A 17941-nucleotide genomic window follows, 5' to 3' on the forward strand; every position below is an offset into this window, starting at 1 on the left:
GCGCACAATAACTAGCAACCCGGGCTACTAATCCCGACCACTGATGAGCAGTGGCCAGCAAACGATAGAGACCAGCCCCAAAGCGCACAAGCCGGCGGATTCTGGCGTAGCCGTAGGCAACGGCGCAAGGATTTGTAGCCTGTCGCCGCGTAACACGGCGTGTGCATAAACACCCAGCGCAATCCGTGTTTATCCCCATTCAAAACATCGCCGCAAAACCTGTAGGAGTGAGCCTGCTCGCGATAGCATTTTCTCATTCAACAGTAATGGTGGCTGTCAGACCGCAATCGCGAGCAGGCTCACTCCAGGTTGACGCCCAAAGCAATGATCGTTAGCGTCCCCCGCTCGCCTCACCGACAAACAAGGAACGTTCATGTCTGGAAAACCCGCCGCGCGCGTCACGGATCCGACTACTTGCCCGATTCCCGGCCACGGCACCAACCCGATTGCCAGTGGTTCGGGCGATGTCTTCTTCAACGGCCTCGCCGCCGCTCGCCTCGGCGACACCTGCACCTGCGGCCAAGCCCTGAATGGCGCCTTCTCCGCCACGGTGTTCATCAACGGCAAAAACGCCATAACCCTCGACAGCACGGCCAGCCACGGCGGCGTCGTGATTGGCGGTTCCGGTAATGTGATTATCGGCAGCTCGCACACCCCTGCTCCGTTCGTTCCACCGTTGCCGATCATCGGCCAGCCCTTGGTCGAATTCAAAGCAGTCAGCGCCGGCAATGGCGAACCCATCGCCGAACAGGGTTATGAAATCGAAACCGCCGAAGGCCGTATCGTCACAGGCCTGACCAATGCGCAGGGCATGACCCAGAGCGTCGCCACCCTGCAGCCCGATCTCGCCATTGTTCGCTGGACCGCCTGAGCTTCAAGGAAGAAACAATGACCGGACAATGCATCGCTCCAGACGACCTGGACATGAAAAAGCTCTGGGACAGCACCTGTGAGCTGCCCACTTGCAAACGGGAAACCAGCACCGCCGGCCCCAACCCGAAAACCCGCGTCGAAGTCCCGCTGCTGACCTGCAACTGCCTGTGGCGCCGCTTCCAGAAAGAAGCCGAAGAGTGGGTCGCCCCCGGCGGCGTCCTCATCGCCGACCCCCAGGCCCGCAACCGCAAGATCAACGCCGCGTATGCGCAGTTGTGGCTGGCGGATAACCGCTTTCAGTGGGCAGGGTTGGCGGCGTTTGCTTCTAAGCAGGTGGGGTGTGGGCTGATCCACGCCACCAAACTGCAAACCGCCATCGCTGCACAGAAAGCGTCACAGGAAAAGCTCCGAACCGCTCCCTCGGAAACCCTGTTCGAAGGCTTCGGCTTCAAGTTCAGCAGGACCAATCCCGAGGCAGAGCAGGAGCTGGCCAAGGCTCGGGCAGCCAATCCGATGCCAACTGAAGACATCACCTTCGGCGACAACCCACGCTCAGTGGTTCAGCAGCAACTGGACTATGTGTATGAGATGTTGGCGCTGGGTAATACGTCGCTGTTTCTCGACGTTTATCCGTTGCACCGGTTTTTCATGGTGCGGGGGTACAAGGAAATGGAAAAGTGTTTGAGAAGCCGGCGTGGCATTGGGAAGGATGTAATGTGGCCGATTGCTGAGAAGGTAGAGTTTGGCCGTGATAATCCTGAGATTTACGCGACCTTCAAAGCCATTGATCAAGGGAACATTTCAGGTAGCGTTGAACAAATGGCGCTCCATGAACAAGTCAACATCCTTCAGCCGGCGATGTACGACGAAACCCACTTTGCCCTGTTGATGCGAGGCACACATGGCGGTGACGTGATTTCTGTTGTGACCGGATTGTTGCCAGGTGCTGCCGAGGAGATCCAGCTTACTCTCGCTAGCCAATGTAAAGCGCCCGACAGTCGAAAAGTCGCGTTTGGCAGCAATCCGCTGGCTAACCTTGCCGATAAGGATCAGCGAATGGAGTTCGTACTGCGCGCTGCCACTCAATTTAACGAACTGCTTAAACAGCCGTCCTCTCGCGCAAAACTTGAGCAATCTATCCGAGAAATTGCAGCTGGCGGGGGAGTTAAGTGATGCATAGACGCAGTTTCTACGTTGCTGCTGCCGCCGTATTGGGAGCTATCGCGCTAACCTTCTATTTCGGAAGAGGTCCGCAACAAATTTCTTTCCACATTGGAAAAACATATGACGATGTCGTGCGCGACTCATCATTTCCTGTGACGGATAAAACTGCCATCTATCCCGGTGATCCACCTCACCCAAGTTCGACTTGGATCAGTAGCCCAGTGGTCATCACATTCGATGACGAACAACACGGGTTCACGTTGCCCGTTACAAAATTCGGTGCGATTGGCTGGTCTGATTTCAAAGCGATCACCCTTTCTACCTCACCAATGCTGGAAACGTTACCTTTCGAGCAAGCAGTGAATCTGCTGGGAGTGCTGCAGCAGACGTTCAAAAAGGCAGGCTGGTCGCCAGAAGCTGTTGAAGGGAATGATTGGCTCAAGACTGAAACTCAAGAAGACAAGGTGCGCCTTCAAGCCAAGCTTTTTGACCAGTTGGACGGTGTCATTCTGTTGATTCCGCATAAGTACAGCCTGTTCCTCCACATCAAATGCTACGCACGTTGCGACGAACGAAATCCTGATACGGCCAAATATTTGATCGATGTGGGTTTTGGTGAAGATCACTTCAGTGATTGACCGTTTTCAATCGTCTCAGAGGAAGTCGACGGCTTTGGCAGGTAAGCATTGGCTGTCGATGGGCGCCGCTACGATTTTGCTGGGTGGTGTCATGGCGTGGCCATGGGGCGCCACGACCCTATGCGTTCATATCGGAAAACCTTACGAACAGGTGATCAAGGACTCAACCTTCTCGGTTGAAGACAAAACGGCAATTTATCCTGGTGATCCTAATGACCCGACGGATCCCCCTCGTCCCGGCTCTACATGGATCAGCAGTCCGACGATCATTGAGTTCGACGACCCTGTTCATGGTTTCAAGCTTCCCCTGACCGTGTTCGGTGTCGTTACTTATGCGAGTCAGAAAGTCTCGACACTGACGACGTCGCCGATGACAGAAACCTTGCCGTTTGCAGAAGCTCTGGATCGATTGATTGCTACGCAAAATATCCTCAAATCGCGCGGGTGGAAGATTGAGCCTTTGGAAGACAATGATTGGTTCAGCGTGGACTCCGCTCCCAAGCGTGAGCGGCTACAGGCCACACTCTTTGATCAGCCTGTAGGCATTGATTTGTACGTACCGGGAAAGTACAGCTTACTGCTCTTGATCAAGTGCTACGCAAGCTGTGACAGGGAAGATCCGAGGACTGCAAAATATTTGATTGATATTAGTGTGGGTCGGGATCGAAGCGGGGCATGAAAAGTCGCCACAAGCTGATCCTACAGGTATCTGTGTCGGTTTCAGCGATGTGAGTGAAGCTGTTTTCATGACACTTTTGTTTCAATCCACGCTTTAGCTGTGCAATGCTGGCGCCGAGACCGTTAGCCAACTACAGCTTAAGTATCAAAAACGTAGAAACCGCGCGGTGCCGTCCACTTGCCCCTCTGGGGCGCTGCTACTACAGGGGGTCTGCATGCTCACCCTGCTCAATCTGCTATCCGCCGTTGCTCTGTTGATCTGGGGCACGCACATCGTCCGAACCGGCATCCTGCGGGTTTATGGCACCAATCTGCGACATGTCATCGGCCAGAACATGTCGAGGAAATGGCTGGCGTTCATCGCCGGTATTCTCGTCACCGCGATGGTGCAGAGCAGCAACGCCACGGCGATGCTGGTCACCTCGTTTGTCGGCCAGGGCCTGATGGCGCTGACCCCGGCGCTGGCGACCATGCTTGGCGCCGATGTCGGTACCGCGTTGATGGCGCGGGTGCTGACGTTTGATTTGTCGTGGCTGTCGCCGCTGCTGATTTTCCTCGGGGTGATTTTCTTTCTGTCGCGCAAACAGACGCGGCTCGGGCAGATGGGGCGGGTGTCGATCGGGCTGGGGCTGATCATTCTCGCCCTGCAATTGATCGTCGAGGCTGCTGCGCCGATCACTCACGCACAGGGGGTGAAGGTGATTTTTGCCTCGCTGACCGGCGACATCCTCCTCGATGCCCTGGTCGGCGCGCTGTTTGCGATGATTTCCTACTCCAGCCTCGCCGCCGTGCTGCTCACCGCCACCTTGGCCGGCGCGGCGGTGATCAGCCTGCCGGTGGCGATCGGTCTGGTGATCGGCGCGAACATCGGCAGCGGCATCCTTGCATTCATGAGCACCAGCATGCAGAACGCCGCCGGCCGCCAGGTGGCGCTAGGCAGTCTGCTGTACAAACTGATCGGCCTGCTGCTGATCATCCCGGTGCTCGATCCGCTGGTGCACTGGATCGACAGCCTCGATTTCAGCCCGCAGGAAATGGTCATCGGCTTCCACCTGCTCTACAACACCGCGCGCTGCCTGATCCTGCTGCCGAGCGTCGGGCCGATGGCGCGGCTTTGTGCGTGGCTGCTGCCGGAGCGCCCGGAAGTCAACGGCACCGCCAAACCGCGGCATCTCGACCCGACCGCGCTGGTCACGCCGAGTCTGGCGCTGGCCAATGCCGCGCGGGAAACCCTGCGCATGGGCGATCTGCTCGACAACATGCTCGACGCTTCCCTCGATGTGCTGCGCGGCAAGCAGACCGCCGTCACTCAGGAAATGCGTCGACTGACCGACGACGTCGAGGCGCTGTACAGCGCGATAAAACTCTATCTGGCGCAAATGCCCCGCGAGGATCTCGGCGAGCACGACAGTCGGCGCTGGGCCGAAATCATCGAACTGGCGATCAACCTGAAACTCGCCGCCGACCTGATCGAGCGCATGCTGCGCAAGATCCAGCAGCAGAAGACCTCGCAACGCCGTTCGTTTTCCGAAGAGGGCCTGGAAGACCTCGCCGGGCTGCAACAGCAACTGATCGCCAACCTGCGCCTGGGCCTGTCGGTGTTCCTCAGTGGCGACCGCGAAAGCGCCCGGCAGCTGCTGCGGGAGAAACGCCGCTTTCGTGCGCAGGAACGGCGTCTGGCCCATGCGCATGTCAGCCGTTTGCAACGCAAGATCGTCCAGAGTCTGGAGACCAGTTCGCTGCATCTGGAGTTGATCGCCGACATGAAGCGGCTCAATTCCCTGTTCTGCAGCAGCGCCTATGTGGTGCTGGAAACGGCGGACACTGGCGCGCTGGCGGTCGACGACATGGCCGACATTACGCATTCGCCTTGAACGTCTGGGGCTGGGGTCAGTCAGTTACAGTGGTTCAGCCTTGAGACCGCTATCGCGAGCAGGCTCACTCCTACAGGGATTGCATTCCAAATGTAGAGTCGGGTCAGCCCGCGCTGGTGGCTGACCACGACACGGATCTCCAAATCAGCCGTATGGAAGCCTGTTATGCGTTGCCTGTTGTTCGCCTGTCTGTTGCTCGGTTCCCTGCCCTCCTTCGCCCTGGATCGGTTCCAGGTCGAAGGCTATGCGCTGCCCAACGGTTTGCAACTGATGCTCAAACCCGGCACCGAACGTGGCCATGTGGCGATCCGGCTGGTGGTCGGCGTCGGTCTCGATGACTTCGACTGCGACGAAAAAGAGCTGCCGCATTTGCTCGAACACCTGCTGTTCAGCGGCATCGACGCCACCGGTGAAGGCGGTCTGGAAGAGCGCATGCAGGCGTTGGGTGGTGACTGGAATGCGTTCACCAGCAATGCCGACACTACATTCGTCATCGAAGCCCCGGCGAAAAATCAGCGCAAGGTGCTCGACCTGCTGCTCGCGCTGCTGACCCAGACACGCATCGACGACAACGCGATCAACGCCGCCAAACGGGTGGTCGAGCGTGAGGACGGCGGGCACTACACCAAACTGCAGCGTTTCCTCGACCGTCAGGACCTCGGCCACACCGCGAGCAATCAGCTGGCTGTCGAGTTGGGTCTGAAATGCCCGCAGCGCGCCGAAGTCGGCCATCTGACCCAAGAGCAATTGGAGAAAGTGCGCAAGGCCTGGTACGCGCCGAACAACATGACCCTGATCGTCGTCGGCGAACTCGACAAACTGCTGCCGGCCTATCTGGAGCGCACCTGGGGTGAGCTGGAGCCGGTCGAGCCCACCGAACACCGGGCGCTGCCGGACATCCGCACCAGCGCCGCCCATGAACGCACCCTCACCCGGGGCTTTATCGGCGACAGCGCCAAGCTGCACTGGCTGGTGCCGGAACCGGTGCTCGACGATCAGTACGACCAGACGTTCGACATCCTCAAGGATTACCTCGACTGGGCGCTGTATCGGCAGATTCGCCTCAACCACGGTTTGTCGTACGGGCCATGGGCCGAGCGCGAAGTGTTCGGCGGTGTCGGCTTCATGAGCCTCAACGCTGACCTTGATCGCGATGACGTCGACGAAGCCATTCAAGTGCTGGAAGACCTCAAGGCTGACTTGCTGAAAAACGGCCTCGATGCAGACACCTTCGCCCGCATCAAACAAGCCGCCATCGCCCATCAGGCCTGGGCCGTGCAGGGCAACAGCGCACTGGCGGACTATTACTGGAGCGCCCTGGCCGACTATCAGGACGGCCGCTTCGCCAACCCGGCGCGGGAGCTGCAAGGGGTTACGCTGGACGCGGCGAACAAGGCCATGCGCGAGCTGCTGTTGCAGCCGGGGTATATCCGGATCGAGAAGCCGTTGATCAGTGATGATCAGGTGTTGTGGCTGGTCGCGGGTGGTGTCGGCGTATTGCTGCTGATCGTGATCGGCTGGCGCCTGCATCGCCGAAAACCCGCGCAACACCAATCCCTGTAGGAGTGAGCCTGCTCGCGATAGCGGTGTGTCAGCCAATGCACATGCCAACTGACACACCGCTATCGCGAGCAGGCTCACTCCTACAGGTCGGTTTAGCGACCATCCACCTCGCCACAACGCCCGGCGGACGCTACTCTGTCGGGGTATTTTCTTAGCCTGCAGTGAAGCGCCCACATGTCGAAACTAACCCTTCTGGTCCAGCGCATTCTTGGGCTGATCAAGCGCTACCCCGGGGTGATTGCGGCGGGTGGTTTCATTTCCGGGGTCGGCAGTTTCATCCTGGTTGATCGCCAACAGGGGCTGGCGAGCTGGATCACGGTGATCATGCTGCTCAGCTGGATCTGGCTGATGCTGGAAAATACCCTGACCGGGCTGTTCACGCGGATCTTCAAGCGCGAGATTCCCCAGCCGCTGCTGCGCTACGCGACGCAGATGATCCATCAGGAAAGCCTGTTTTTCGTTCTCCCGTTCTTCTTCATCACCACCACCTGGAACAGCGGCCAGTTGATTTTCACGGGGCTGCTCGGCATTGCTGCACTGATCTCTATCGTCGATCCGCTGTACTACAAATGGCTGGCGCCACGGCGCTGGGCGTTTCTCGCGCTGCACACCCTGACCCTGTTCGCCGCCTTGCTCACTGCGTTGCCGGTGATCATGCACCTGACCACCGCGCAGAGTTTCAAATGGGCGCTGGGGATTGCCGTGCTGCTGTCGTTCCCGAGCCTGGCGTCGATCTTCCCGATCCGCACCGTGCGCAACGCCCTGGCGATTCTGTTCATCACCTTTGGCATCGGCGGCGTCGGTTGGGCGCTGCGTTCGTGGGTGCCACCGGCGACGCTGTGGATGACCGACGTGGCGATCAGCACCCAGCTGCAGGATCGCACCCCCGGCGCCAGCCTCGATACCGTCAGCGCCGAGCAGATCCGCAGCGGCGGGCTCTACGCCTACACCGCGATTAACGCGCCGCGAGGTCTCGACGAGCGCATTTATCACGTCTGGACTTTTAACGGCAAAGAGGTCGACCGCATCGCCCTCGACATCCATGGCGGGCGCAAGGAAGGCTACCGGGCGTGGACGCACAAACAGAATTTCCCCGGCAACCCGGCGGGCAAGTGGCAAGTGCGGGTGCTGACCGAGGATGGCCAGTTGATCGGCGTGCTGCGTTTCGCAATTACCGACAGCACACCGGCCAAAGAAAAGTAATCCGGTTCGTGCTATTACGTAGGATCTCGTAACGGCCGTACAAGCACGGAGCTTATGACCAGCAGCCCAACCCCCGGCAGTGCCCACCTGGACACCGCGCTCAGCCCTGCCCGCCTGCGGGTCAGCGGTGACTGGACGCTTGCCCACTACACGGCGCTCAAGCACCTGAGCGAAAAGCTCCACGGCCAGTACGACGCCAATACCCCGATCGACCTCAACGGCCTCGGCGCTCTCGACACCGCTGGCGCCTCGTTGCTGGTCGAGCTGCTCGGTTCCGAACGCCTGGGCAAGACCGCTGAACACCCCGATTGCACCCTTTCTACGGCCGACCGCGCGTTGCTGCAAACCGTGTATTGCTCGCTGAACGATTTCTGCGTGCCGATCAAGGAGCCGGAAGTCAGCGTCAGCGTGCAATTGCTGACGCGCATTGGCCGCGCAGTAGATAAGGTCTGGAACGACACGATGCAGCTGCTCGGCTTCGTCGGATTGATTCTCGAAGTCATCGCCCGTGGGCTGTTGCGGCCCAAGCGCTGGCGCATCACGCCGATGATCGCGCACATCGAGCAGACCGGCCTCGACGCCGCGCCGATCGTGGCCTTGCTGACCTTTCTGGTCGGCGCGGTGGTGGCGTTTCTCGGTGCCACAGTGCTGGCCAGTTTCGGCGCGACGATTTTTACCGTAGACCTGGTCGGTTTCTCGTTCCTGCGCGAATTCGGCGTGCTGCTCACGGCGATCCTGATGGCCGGGCGCACCGCCAGTGCCTTCACCGCGCAGATCGGCTCGATGAAGGCCAACGAGGAGATCGACGCGATCCGCACCCTTGGCCTCGACCCGATCGAATTGCTGGTGGTGCCGCGGGTGCTGGCGCTGCTGGTGGCGCTGCCGATGCTGACGTTTCTGGCGATGCTCTCGGGGATCGTCGGCGGCGGCGTGGTCTGCGCAGTGTCGCTGGACATCTCGCCGGCGATGTTCCTTTCGTTGCTGCAATCGGACATTGGCATTCAGCATTTTCTGGTCGGGTTGGTGAAGGCGCCGATCTTCGCCTTCCTGATCGCCGCGATCGGCTGCCTGGAAGGCTTCAAGGTCAGCGGCAGCGCTGAATCGGTCGGCGCGCACACCACCTCCAGCGTGGTCCAGTCGATTTTCGTGGTGATCGTGCTCGATGCGGTGGCTGCGCTGTTTTTCATGGAGATGGGCTGGTGAGTCGTCTACCCCGCGCGCCCTCGGAGGCGGTGATCGAAGTCCGTTGCCTGTGCAATCGCTTTGGCAGCCAGAGCGTGCACGAGAACCTTGATCTGGACGTGTACAAAGGCGAAATCCTCGCCGTGGTTGGCGGCTCCGGCACCGGTAAATCGGTGCTGCTGCGCAGCATCGTCGGGCTGAATCGGCCCAGCGAAGGCATGGTCAAAGTCTTCGGCCAGAACCTGCCGAATCTGCCCGAGCATGAACGCTCGCTGATCGAACGACGCTTCGGTGTGTTGTTCCAGAAAGGCGCGCTGTTCTCGTCGCTGACCGTGACCGAGAACGTCGCCCTGCCCCTTATCGAACACGCCGGCCTCAGCCGTCACGACGCCGAGCATCTGGCGGCGGTGAAACTGGCGCTGGCCGGGCTGCCGTTGTCGGCGGCGGACAAATACCCGGCGTCGCTGTCCGGCGGCATGATCAAACGTGCGGCGCTGGCGCGGGCCCTGGCGCTGGACCCGGACATCCTGTTTCTCGACGAACCCACCGCCGGCCTTGATCCGATTGGCGCCGCGCAGTTCGATCAATTGATCCTGACCCTGCGCGATGCGCTGGGTCTGAGCGTGTTTCTGGTGACCCACGACCTCGACACGCTGTACACCATCACCGATCGGGTGGCGGTGCTGGCGCAAAGGAAAGTGCTGGTGGCCGGCCCGATCGACATCGTCTCGGAAACCGACGACGCGTGGATTCACGAATACTTCCACGGCCCGCGCGGCCGCTCGGCGCTGGACGCCGCCAAACTGCTCAACGAGGTCTGATATGGAAACCCGAGCCCATCATGTGTTGATCGGCCTGTTCACGGTGATCGTCGTGGCCGGCGCCCTGCTCTTCGGCCTGTTTCTGGCCAAATCCAGCGTCGACACCGAGTTCAAGGATTACGAAGTGGTGTTCAACGAGGCGGTCAGCGGTCTGTCCAAGGGCAGCTCGGTGCAGTACAGCGGGATCAAGGTCGGTGACGTGGTCAGCCTGCGCCTCGACCCGCAGGACCCGCGTCGGGTGCTGGCGCGGATTCGTCTGGCGGGCGACACGCCGGTCAAGGAAGACACCCAGGCCAAACTGGCACTGACCGGGATCACCGGCACCTCGATCATCCAGCTCAGCGGCGGCACCCCGGAGAGCCCGAAACTGCGCGGCCATGACGGCCAGTTGCCGACCCTGATCGCCTCGCCCTCGCCGATTTCGCGTCTGCTCAACGACAGCAGCGATTTGATGACCGGCATCAGCGCCTTGTTGCAGAACGCCAACCATATGTTCTCCGCGGAAAACGTCGAGCGCGTCAGCAAGACCCTCGCTCATCTGGAGCAGACCACCGGCACCATCAACGACCAGCGCGGCGACATCAAGCAAGCGATGCAGCAACTGGCGACGGTGGGCAAACAGGCCGGCAGCATGCTCGAGCAGACTTCGCTGCTGATGCGCAACGCCAATGGCCTGCTCAACGATCAGGGCAAACAGGCCTTGGGCAGCGCCGAACAGGCGATGAAGTCGCTGGAGCAAAGCAGCGTGACCATCAATGGCTTGCTCAGCAAAAACCAGAATTCGCTGGATAACGGCATGCAGGGTCTCAACGGCCTGGCCCCGGCGATTCGCGAACTGCGCGAGACGCTGACCTCGCTGCGTGCCATTTCCCAACGACTCGAGGCCAACCCCAGCGGCTACCTGCTGGGCAGCGACAAGAACAAGGAATTCACTCCATGAAGTTGAATCGAATCGCCCTCCTCGGCGCTGGCCTGACCCTGATCGGCGCGTGCTCGATTTTGCCCGAGTCGGAACCGTCGGATGTCTATCGCCTGCCCGCCGCGCCGGCGCCCGCCTCGGCCAGCCCGGCGACGGTTCAGCCGTGGTCGCTGCGCCTGAATAAATTGCAGGCCAGCGAAGCGCTGAACCGGCCGAGCATTGCTGTGATCCCGCAGGGCGATGTGATCAGCAGCTACAAGGGTTCGCGCTGGAGCGATCCGGCGCCGGTGCTGCTGCGCAATCGCTTGCTTGATGGTTTTGCGGGGGATGGCCGGGTGACATTGCTGAGCACCGACGACAGCAACTTCCAGGCGGACCTGGAACTTGGCGGCAGTTTGCAGGCCTTCCAGACCGAATATCAGGGCGCCCAGGCCGGCGTCGTGGTGCGGGTCGATGCGTTGCTGGTGCGTGGTTATGACCAGCGCATTCTCGCCAGCCGCCGCTTCGAAGAGCGCCAGCCGTTGAATGAGGTGCAAGTGCCAGCGGTGGTTGCCGGGTTCGGCCAGGCCAGTGATCGCCTTACGGCCAAGGTTGTGGCCTGGGCCGTCGAGCAAGGCCAGAAACTGGCCCCACAACCCCGCTGACACACCACAACCCCTGTGGGAGCGAGCCTGCTCGCGATAGCGGTGTATCAGTCACTTAAGCGTTGACTGACACTCCGTCTTCGCGAGCAGGCTCGCTCCCACATGGGAATTTTGGTCAGCCGAAGAACCAGTAGCAGACCCCGATGGCGCCAACCACTCCGGCAAACTCCGCCAGCAACGCGCAGCCCACCGCATGCCTCGCCCGCTGAATCCCCACCGCGCCGAAGTACACCGCCAGCACATAGAACGTGGTCTCGGTACTGCCCTGAATCGTTGCGGCGACCAGTGCCGGGAAGCTGTCGACGCCTGAGGTCTTCATGGTTTCAATGAGCATCGCCCGCGCGGCGCTGCCGGAGAACGGTTTGACCATCGCCGTCGGCAATGCGTCGACGAAACGCGTGTCCCAACCGGCCCACTCGACCAGATGGCGAATGCCATCCAGGCCAAAATCCAGCGCTCCAGAGGCGCGCAGTACACCAACCGCACAGAGCATCGCCACCAGATACGGCAGAAGATTCTTCGCCACATCGAAGCCTTCTTTCGCGCCTTCGACAAACGCTTCGTAAACTTTGACCTTGCGCATTGCACCGATCAGCAGAAACAGCATGATCAAGCCGAACAGCGTGAGATTGCCGAGGATCGACGACAATCCCGCCAGCGCAGTCGCGGAAAGCGTGCCGAGCAGCGCCATGAAGCCGCCGAGGATCAGCGCGCCGGGCACCAGATAGGCCAGCACCACCGGATCCCAGATGCGCAGGCGCTGCATGAAGGCTACGGAGAGGAAACCGACGATGGTCGAGCAACTGGTCGCCAGCAGAATCGGCAGGAACACCAGCGTCGGATCCGGCGCGCCTTGCTGGGCGCGGTACATGAAGATGGTCACGGGCAGCAGGGTCAGCGAGGAGGCGTTGAGCACCAGAAAGAGGATCTGCGCATTGCTGGCGATGGTGGCGCTGGGGTTGAGCTCCTGCAGCGCTTTCATGGCTTTGAGACCAATAGGCGTGGCGGCGTTGTCCAGGCCGAGGCCATTGGCAGCGAAGTTCAGCGTGATCAAGCCAAGGGCAGGGTGGCCGGCCGGGACTTCCGGCATCAGCCGCAGGAATAAAGGGCCAAGGACTTTGGCTAGCCATTCGACGATCCCGGCTTTCTCGGCAATGCGCAGAAAGCCCAGCCATAGGGTCAGGGTGCCGAACAGCAGCACCATGACTTCGACCGAGAGCTTGGCCATGGCGAAAATGCTCTCCACCATCGCCGCGAAGATTCCGGCATTGCCGCCGATCAGCCACTGCGCCAGCGCCGACACGGCTGCCACGATGAAGAAGCCAAGCCACAGGCCATTAAGCATCAGTCAAATCCCCCGAAGAATGCGGCGAATGATAGCGGGGTCGCCAGAAACGACAAACCCCGGATTGCTCCGGGGTTTGTCTGGATCTGCTGCCACCGATTCACCGGGTGACGCCAATCTACTGTAGGAGCTGCCGAAGGCTGCGATCTTTGGACTTTGTTTTCAAAGCAAGATCAAAAGATCGCAGCCTTCGGCAGCTCCTACAGGGTTTTGCATTACGGCTTGGAAATCTCGCCCGCCGGCAGTTTTTCCTTGCTGCGCCAGTGCGGCAGGGAGTTCCAGTAGCGCTCGCCCTTGGCGTCGTCGTACATGCCTTCCCAGCGCGCGATAACCAGCACCGCCAGAGCATTACCGATCACGTTCAGTGCGGTACGGGCCATGTCCATGATGCGGTCGACACCGGCGATGAACGCCAGGCCTTCCAGCGGAATGCCGACGCTGCCCAGAGTCGCCAGCAGCACCACGAAGGAAACGCCCGGTACACCGGCGATGCCTTTGGAGGTGACCATCAGGGTCAGCACCAGCAGCAGTTGCTGGCTGATCGACAGGTCGATGCCGTACAGCTGGGCAATGAAGATCGCCGCGATCGACTGGTACAGGGTCGAGCCGTCGAGGTTGAACGAGTAACCGGTCGGCACCACGAAGCTGCAGATGGCTTTCGGTGCGCCGTAGGCTTCCATCTTCTCGATCACCCGTGGCAGCACGGTTTCCGAGGAAGCGGTGGAGTAGGCCAGCACCAGCTCATCCTTGAAGATGCGCATCAGCTTGAGCACCGAGAAACCAAACAGCTTGGCAATCAGGCCCAGCACGACGAAGGCGAAGAAGGCGATGGCGACGTAAACCAGGATCACCAGTTTCGCCAGCGGCAACAGCGAGGCGAAGCCGAAGTTGGCCACGGTCACCGCGATCAGTGCGAATACGCCAATCGGAGCGTAGTTCATGATCATGTGGGTGACTTTGAACATGCTTTCCGAAACGCCCTGGAACATCTTCACCAGCGGCTCGCGCAGGTCCGACTGCAGGCTCGACAGACCGAGGCCGAACAGTACGGAGAAGAAGATGATCGGCAGCATTTCGCCGCGAGCCATGGCCGCGAAGATGTTCGACGGGATCAGGTTGAGGATGGTCTCGATGAAGGCATGTTCATGCTGCACTTCGGCGGCGGTCGCCTGGTACTTCGAGATGTCCACCGTGCCCAGAGTGCTCATGTCGATGCCGGTGCCCGGATGGAACACGTTGGCCAGCACCAGGCCGACGACGATGGCGATGGTGGTGACGATCTCGAAGTAGATGATGGTCTTCAGGCCGATTCGCCCGAGCTTCTTGGCGTCGCCGACGCCGGCAATGCCGACGATCAGCGAAGAAATGACGATCGGGATGACGATCATCTTGATCAGACGGATAAAGATATCGCCTGCTGGTTGCAGGACGTTGCTGATCCACCAGGCCTTCTCGGCGCTGAAGTGGTTGAGCAACGCACCCAGTGCAATCCCCAGAACCAGACCGATGAGGATCTGCCAGGCGAGGCTGATTTTTGCCTTCTTCATTATCTTTACCCTTACTTGCGTTTGACTCAGGCACATGCAGGAACTGGAACGCTCATCAGCGGAAAAGTCTGTGCATCTGCCTCCGTATAAGGTGCCCCGAAGCGCGTGTTTACGGCTCTTCGGCAAGCGAAAAAAGGCGCAACTATTCCGATGCAAGGTGGCGCCGTCTAATGCCGTAAACGCCTACCCTATGCCGAATCGGCATGAGCTTTTTTCAATTGAAACTGGCGTCCCAAGCGGTTCGATTGTGACATTTCAGCCGGCATAAGTGCCGTGAACCGGCCATTACAGCGTAGGCTGGCTAAATTTCGCGCAGGTGAAATCGGCGGAAATTTCCCGGAAAATTCTGAATCGCAAGACTGGAAGTCACTCCGATGGAGCGCGATCTTTGTCGATATACGGTCGCCAGGAAACACCGCGAAATGTTTTCCTCACAGTGTCGACGATTGAAAGAAGGGAATTGGCGTGCTGGATCAACGTTTTAGCTGATTCAAAGCCCAGCGCAGATTCGTCAGACCAGCGGGTCGACGAACCTGCGGCGCAGCTTTTACCCTGACCCGGCCCTTGCGCAGGTACTCCCTGTACCCGTAGGTCACTCCGACCCTGCATCAGTCAGAACGTCCCGGCCCCCTGGTCATGCACCGGCCCTCATCGGGCGGCGCAATGGAAAGCAGCGGGTGCTGCTTTCGTGTTCGAAACCTGTGCGTCCTGCGTCAGTACCACTTCGGATCTTTCTTCAGGGTTTCCATCAGCAGATCCTGCATGCCCTGATCAGGTTTGCCGAAGAAGCGATAGGTCGCATGTCGCGTCGGCGACTTGTCCTGCGGCAGACCTTCCGGCACATCGACCAGCATGGCGTAAGCGTCATCCTTGTCGAAGCTGAAGGCAACGATCAAACGGTGATTCAGGCACTTGTCCTGACTCTCGCAGAGCGGCCCGACCAGATACTTGTCGCCATCTTCCGTAACGGCATGCATCTGTTGCTCGGAAGTGCCGGACAGGTTGATTACCCATTCCGGTACGCGCTCTTCCTTTTTGAGCACACCTTCCCAGGTTTCGCGGTACTGCTCGTCGGAAGCGAGCAGTTCGTTGACCCGGGCCTGGCCGTCATTGGCCGCCATGGCCATGGCACTGCCGCCCAGAAGCAGGGCGGCGGCCAGTGTCTTGAGACCGATCATCGTTAACCTCGGCCGCGACGGCCAAAGAAGAAGGAAGCGATGAACATCACCAGGAACACGACAAAGAGAATCTTGGCGATACCCGTGGCGGTGCCCGCGATACCACCGAAGCCCAGTACGGCGGCGATGATGGCAATGATCAAGAATGTAATTGCCCAGCTCAACATGGTGATTCTCCTTACTTCTCTATTTAGGGGTGTTTCCGGTTTCCGACGCTCAGGCGTCCGAATCTGTTCAACGACTTAGAAAACCCAGCGCTCTTCCCGTGGCAGTTGGTCCAGCGGTTGCGCCTGGTCTACATCGATCATGTGCATCGAAGCGTTTTCAGCCTGGCTGCTGCTCACGGCACTGAAGTGCGTTTGAGTGCTGTGCTGCATCGAAATCAGTGGCTCGGGTTTACGGCTGTTTTCCCAGCTCATGTACTGCTGGCAGACGATCAGGGTGATCAGCAACGCCAGTACACCGAACAGACCTTGCTGGATCTGCAGTGGCGAAATACGTACTTGGGCGGCGATTGGGCGAGTCATCCTGTGTTCCTCACACTTGTTCTGTTAGGGCAGTGCTGTTCTGCCCGGGCTGAATGAGGTATTGCAGCCTGCATGCCAGTTTTTTAATGTCAGAAAATATCAATAAAAACAGTAGGTTACGTACGCTTGGGAAATTTCCTGCGACGCATCCTGCACGATGGCTCTTCTGCGGTCGTGCGCAATGCACGATTATTTCGTGGGAAATTTCGATGATATGGAATTGCTACCGGTACGCAGATGTCAGAAGAGGACGCAGGATCCGCCCTGCAAAACGCCGAATGGTTTAAAACTCAACGAAATCAATGAATTGGCCGTTATGGCAGTAGAGAGCTACCCTCCTATGGCTGGTATCGTTCAGAATCAACCATGCAACTTGCCCGATTTTTCCGGGACTAACCCAAGACTAATCACTATGGAGCGTAGGAAAAATGGAATCTGCCACTGAGCAACAAGGCCGCATTCTGCTGGTGGACGATGAATCCGCCATCCTGCGTACGTTTCGTTATTGCCTCGAAGACGAAGGCTATACGGTCGCCACGGCCAACAGCGCGGCCCAGGCCGAGGCTTTGCTGCAACGCCAGGTCTTCGACCTGTGCTTCCTCGATTTGCGCCTGGGCGAGGACAACGGCCTCGACGTCCTCGCGCAAATGCGCATTCAGGCGCCATGGATGCGCGTGGTGATCGTCACCGCGCATTCGGCGGTCGACACCGCCGTTGATGCCATCCAGGCCGGCGCCGCCGACTATCTGGTCAAACCGTGCAGCCCCGACCAATTGCGTCTGGCCACGGCCAAGCAGTTGGAAGTGCGCCAGCTATCGGCGCGTCTTGAGGCGCTCGAAGGCGAGATTCGCAAACCGAAAGACGGCCTCGATTCCCATAGTCCGGCGATGAAGGTAGTACTGGAGACAGCCCGTCAGGTGGCGAGCACCGACGCCAACATTCTTATCCTCGGCGAATCCGGCACCGGTAAAGGTGAACTGGCCCGTGCGATCCATGGCTGGAGCAAGCGCGAGAAGAAGTCCTGCGTGACCATCAACTGCCCGTCGCTGACTGCCGAGCTGATGGAAAGCGAGCTGTTCGGCCATAGCCGTGGCGCCTTCACCGGGGCCAGCGAAAGCACGCTCGGTCGGGTTAACCAGGCTGACGGCGGCACGCTGTTTCTCGACGAGATCGGCGACTTTCCGCTGACATTGCAGCCAAAGTTGCTGCGCTTCATTCAGGACAAGGAATACGAGCGGGTGGGCGATCCGGTGACTCGCCGTGCCGATGTGCGCATTCTCGCCGCCACCAATCTCAATCTCGAAGACATGGTCCGCGACGGTCGCTTCCGCGAGGATCTGCTCTATCGCCTCAATGTCATCACCCTGCATCTGCCGCCATTGCGTGAGCGCGCCGAAGACATCCTGACCCTCGCCGATCGCTTCCTCGCACGCTTCGTCAAAGAGTACGCGCGCCCGGCGCGGGGCTTCAGCGATGAGGCGCGCGAAGCGCTGCTCGGTTATCGCTGGCCGGGCAACATTCGGGAGCTGCGCAACGTGGTCGAGCGGGCGAGCATCATCTGCCCGCAGGAGCGCGTGGAAATCAGCCACCTGGGCATGGCCGAACAACCGGCCAACAATGCGCCACGGGTCGGCGCGGCGCTGAGCCTGGATGAGCTGGAGAAAGCGCACATTGGTGCGGTACTGGCCACCGCCGGCACCCTGGACCAAGCGGCGAAAACCCTCGGCATCGACGCCTCGACCCTGTATCGCAAACGCAAGCAGTACAACCTGTGAGCATTGCGCG

General features: G+C 59.8%; 17 protein-coding genes. 12 read left to right on the forward strand and 5 right to left on the reverse strand.

From position 1 onward, the window contains the following. Positions 1-373: 373 nt before the first annotated feature. From J2Y90_RS06215 to J2Y90_RS06265, 11 genes are all read left to right on the forward strand, one after another. A complete protein-coding gene (locus J2Y90_RS06215) occupies positions 374-871 on the forward strand; it encodes a PAAR domain-containing protein (protein ID WP_253497532.1) in 498 nt (165 codons plus the stop codon). Between the two features lie 17 nt (positions 872-888). Next, on the forward strand, positions 889-2046 hold the full coding sequence (locus J2Y90_RS06220; protein WP_253497534.1) for a DUF2515 family protein: 1158 nt from the start codon (positions 889-891) through the stop codon (positions 2044-2046). After that, the gene (locus J2Y90_RS06225) at positions 2046-2675 is read left to right on the forward strand and encodes a hypothetical protein (protein ID WP_042608274.1); all 630 of its coding nucleotides are present in this window, start codon (positions 2046-2048) and stop codon (positions 2673-2675) included. The genes J2Y90_RS06220 and J2Y90_RS06225 overlap by 1 nt, the downstream gene beginning before the upstream one ends. Beyond that, positions 2653-3354, forward strand: coding sequence for a hypothetical protein (locus tag J2Y90_RS06230; protein ID WP_253497536.1), 702 nt, complete (start codon positions 2653-2655; stop codon positions 3352-3354). Before J2Y90_RS06225 ends, J2Y90_RS06230 begins: the two co-directional genes overlap by 23 nt. A gap of 214 nt (positions 3355-3568) precedes the next feature. Beyond that, positions 3569-5227 (forward strand): Na/Pi cotransporter family protein, encoded by a 1659-nt coding sequence (locus tag J2Y90_RS06235; protein ID WP_253497538.1) that lies wholly within the window; start codon positions 3569-3571, stop codon positions 5225-5227. Positions 5228-5392: 165 nt separating this feature from the next. Then, on the forward strand, positions 5393-6790 hold the full coding sequence (locus J2Y90_RS06240; RefSeq protein WP_253497540.1) for a M16 family metallopeptidase: 1398 nt from the start codon (positions 5393-5395) through the stop codon (positions 6788-6790). A 174-nt stretch (positions 6791-6964) separates the two neighbouring features. Continuing rightward, the gene (locus J2Y90_RS06245) at positions 6965-7993 is read left to right on the forward strand and encodes a DUF5924 family protein (protein WP_253497543.1); all 1029 of its coding nucleotides are present in this window, start codon (positions 6965-6967) and stop codon (positions 7991-7993) included. A gap of 54 nt (positions 7994-8047) precedes the next feature. Then, entirely contained in the window at positions 8048-9196 is a 1149-nt protein-coding gene (locus J2Y90_RS06250; RefSeq protein ID WP_042608281.1) for an ABC transporter permease, read from the forward strand. Further along, positions 9193-9996, forward strand: a complete 804-nt coding sequence (locus J2Y90_RS06255) for an ABC transporter ATP-binding protein (protein WP_253497546.1) — start codon at positions 9193-9195, stop codon at positions 9994-9996. Before J2Y90_RS06250 ends, J2Y90_RS06255 begins: the two co-directional genes overlap by 4 nt. Before the next feature lies 1 nt (position 9997). Next, the gene (locus tag J2Y90_RS06260; protein ID WP_253497548.1) at positions 9998-10936 is read left to right on the forward strand and encodes an MlaD family protein; all 939 of its coding nucleotides are present in this window, start codon (positions 9998-10000) and stop codon (positions 10934-10936) included. Continuing rightward, complete coding sequence (locus J2Y90_RS06265) at positions 10933-11559, forward strand: ABC-type transport auxiliary lipoprotein family protein (RefSeq protein WP_253497550.1); 627 nt, start codon at positions 10933-10935, stop codon at positions 11557-11559. Before J2Y90_RS06260 ends, J2Y90_RS06265 begins: the two co-directional genes overlap by 4 nt. A gap of 115 nt (positions 11560-11674) precedes the next feature. On the opposite strand, the gene J2Y90_RS06270 is transcribed toward J2Y90_RS06265, so the two are convergent. The 5 genes from J2Y90_RS06270 to J2Y90_RS06290 form a co-directional block, all read right to left on the reverse strand. Continuing rightward, complete coding sequence (locus J2Y90_RS06270) at positions 11675-12904, reverse strand: nucleoside recognition domain-containing protein (protein ID WP_042608285.1); 1230 nt, start codon at positions 12902-12904, stop codon at positions 11675-11677. 215 nt (positions 12905-13119) lie between these two features. Next, the gene (gltP, locus tag J2Y90_RS06275) at positions 13120-14451 is read right to left on the reverse strand and encodes a glutamate/aspartate:proton symporter GltP (protein ID WP_253497553.1); all 1332 of its coding nucleotides are present in this window, start codon (positions 14449-14451) and stop codon (positions 13120-13122) included. Between the two features lie 713 nt (positions 14452-15164). Continuing rightward, positions 15165-15629 carry an inhibitor of vertebrate lysozyme family protein gene (locus J2Y90_RS06280; RefSeq protein ID WP_253497556.1) on the reverse strand — a complete coding sequence of 155 codons (465 nt, stop codon included), beginning with the start codon at positions 15627-15629 and terminating at the stop codon, positions 15165-15167. Between the two features lie 2 nt (positions 15630-15631). Next, entirely contained in the window at positions 15632-15796 is a 165-nt protein-coding gene (locus tag J2Y90_RS06285; protein ID WP_003177151.1) for a DUF1328 domain-containing protein, read from the reverse strand. 75 nt (positions 15797-15871) lie between these two features. Then, a complete protein-coding gene (locus tag J2Y90_RS06290; protein ID WP_024014979.1) occupies positions 15872-16156 on the reverse strand; it encodes a hypothetical protein in 285 nt (94 codons plus the stop codon). A gap of 428 nt (positions 16157-16584) precedes the next feature. Here J2Y90_RS06290 and algB point away from each other — a divergent pair, with 428 nt between their 5' ends. Next, positions 16585-17931, forward strand: a complete 1347-nt coding sequence (gene algB / locus J2Y90_RS06295; protein ID WP_039757147.1) for a sigma-54-dependent response regulator transcription factor AlgB — start codon at positions 16585-16587, stop codon at positions 17929-17931. Positions 17932-17941: the final 10 nt, after the last annotated feature.

It is taken from the genome of Pseudomonas koreensis, assembly GCF_024169245.1.
Classification (GTDB): domain Bacteria; phylum Pseudomonadota; class Gammaproteobacteria; order Pseudomonadales; family Pseudomonadaceae; genus Aquipseudomonas; species Aquipseudomonas koreensis_F.

Coding starts and splice junctions, on each gene's coding strand:
- J2Y90_RS06215 (WP_253497532.1), top strand. CDS start 374: ATGTCTGGAAAACCCGCCGCGCGCGTCACGGATCCGACTACTTGCCCG.
- J2Y90_RS06220 (WP_253497534.1), top strand. CDS start 889: ATGACCGGACAATGCATCGCTCCAGACGACCTGGACATGAAAAAGCTC.
- J2Y90_RS06225 (WP_042608274.1), top strand. CDS start 2,046: ATGCATAGACGCAGTTTCTACGTTGCTGCTGCCGCCGTATTGGGAGCT.
- J2Y90_RS06235 (WP_253497538.1), top strand. CDS start 3,569: ATGCTCACCCTGCTCAATCTGCTATCCGCCGTTGCTCTGTTGATCTGG.
- J2Y90_RS06240 (WP_253497540.1), top strand. CDS start 5,393: ATGCGTTGCCTGTTGTTCGCCTGTCTGTTGCTCGGTTCCCTGCCCTCC.
- J2Y90_RS06245 (WP_253497543.1), top strand. CDS start 6,965: ATGTCGAAACTAACCCTTCTGGTCCAGCGCATTCTTGGGCTGATCAAG.
- J2Y90_RS06250 (WP_042608281.1), top strand. CDS start 8,048: ATGACCAGCAGCCCAACCCCCGGCAGTGCCCACCTGGACACCGCGCTC.
- J2Y90_RS06260 (WP_253497548.1), top strand. CDS start 9,998: ATGGAAACCCGAGCCCATCATGTGTTGATCGGCCTGTTCACGGTGATC.
- J2Y90_RS06265 (WP_253497550.1), top strand. CDS start 10,933: ATGAAGTTGAATCGAATCGCCCTCCTCGGCGCTGGCCTGACCCTGATC.
- J2Y90_RS06270 (WP_042608285.1), bottom strand. CDS start 12,904: ATGCTTAATGGCCTGTGGCTTGGCTTCTTCATCGTGGCAGCCGTGTCG.
- gltP (WP_253497553.1), bottom strand. CDS start 14,451: ATGAAGAAGGCAAAAATCAGCCTCGCCTGGCAGATCCTCATCGGTCTG.
- J2Y90_RS06280 (WP_253497556.1), bottom strand. CDS start 15,629: ATGATCGGTCTCAAGACACTGGCCGCCGCCCTGCTTCTGGGCGGCAGT.
- J2Y90_RS06285 (WP_003177151.1), bottom strand. CDS start 15,796: ATGTTGAGCTGGGCAATTACATTCTTGATCATTGCCATCATCGCCGCC.
- J2Y90_RS06290 (WP_024014979.1), bottom strand. CDS start 16,156: ATGACTCGCCCAATCGCCGCCCAAGTACGTATTTCGCCACTGCAGATC.
- algB (WP_039757147.1), top strand. CDS start 16,585: ATGGAATCTGCCACTGAGCAACAAGGCCGCATTCTGCTGGTGGACGAT.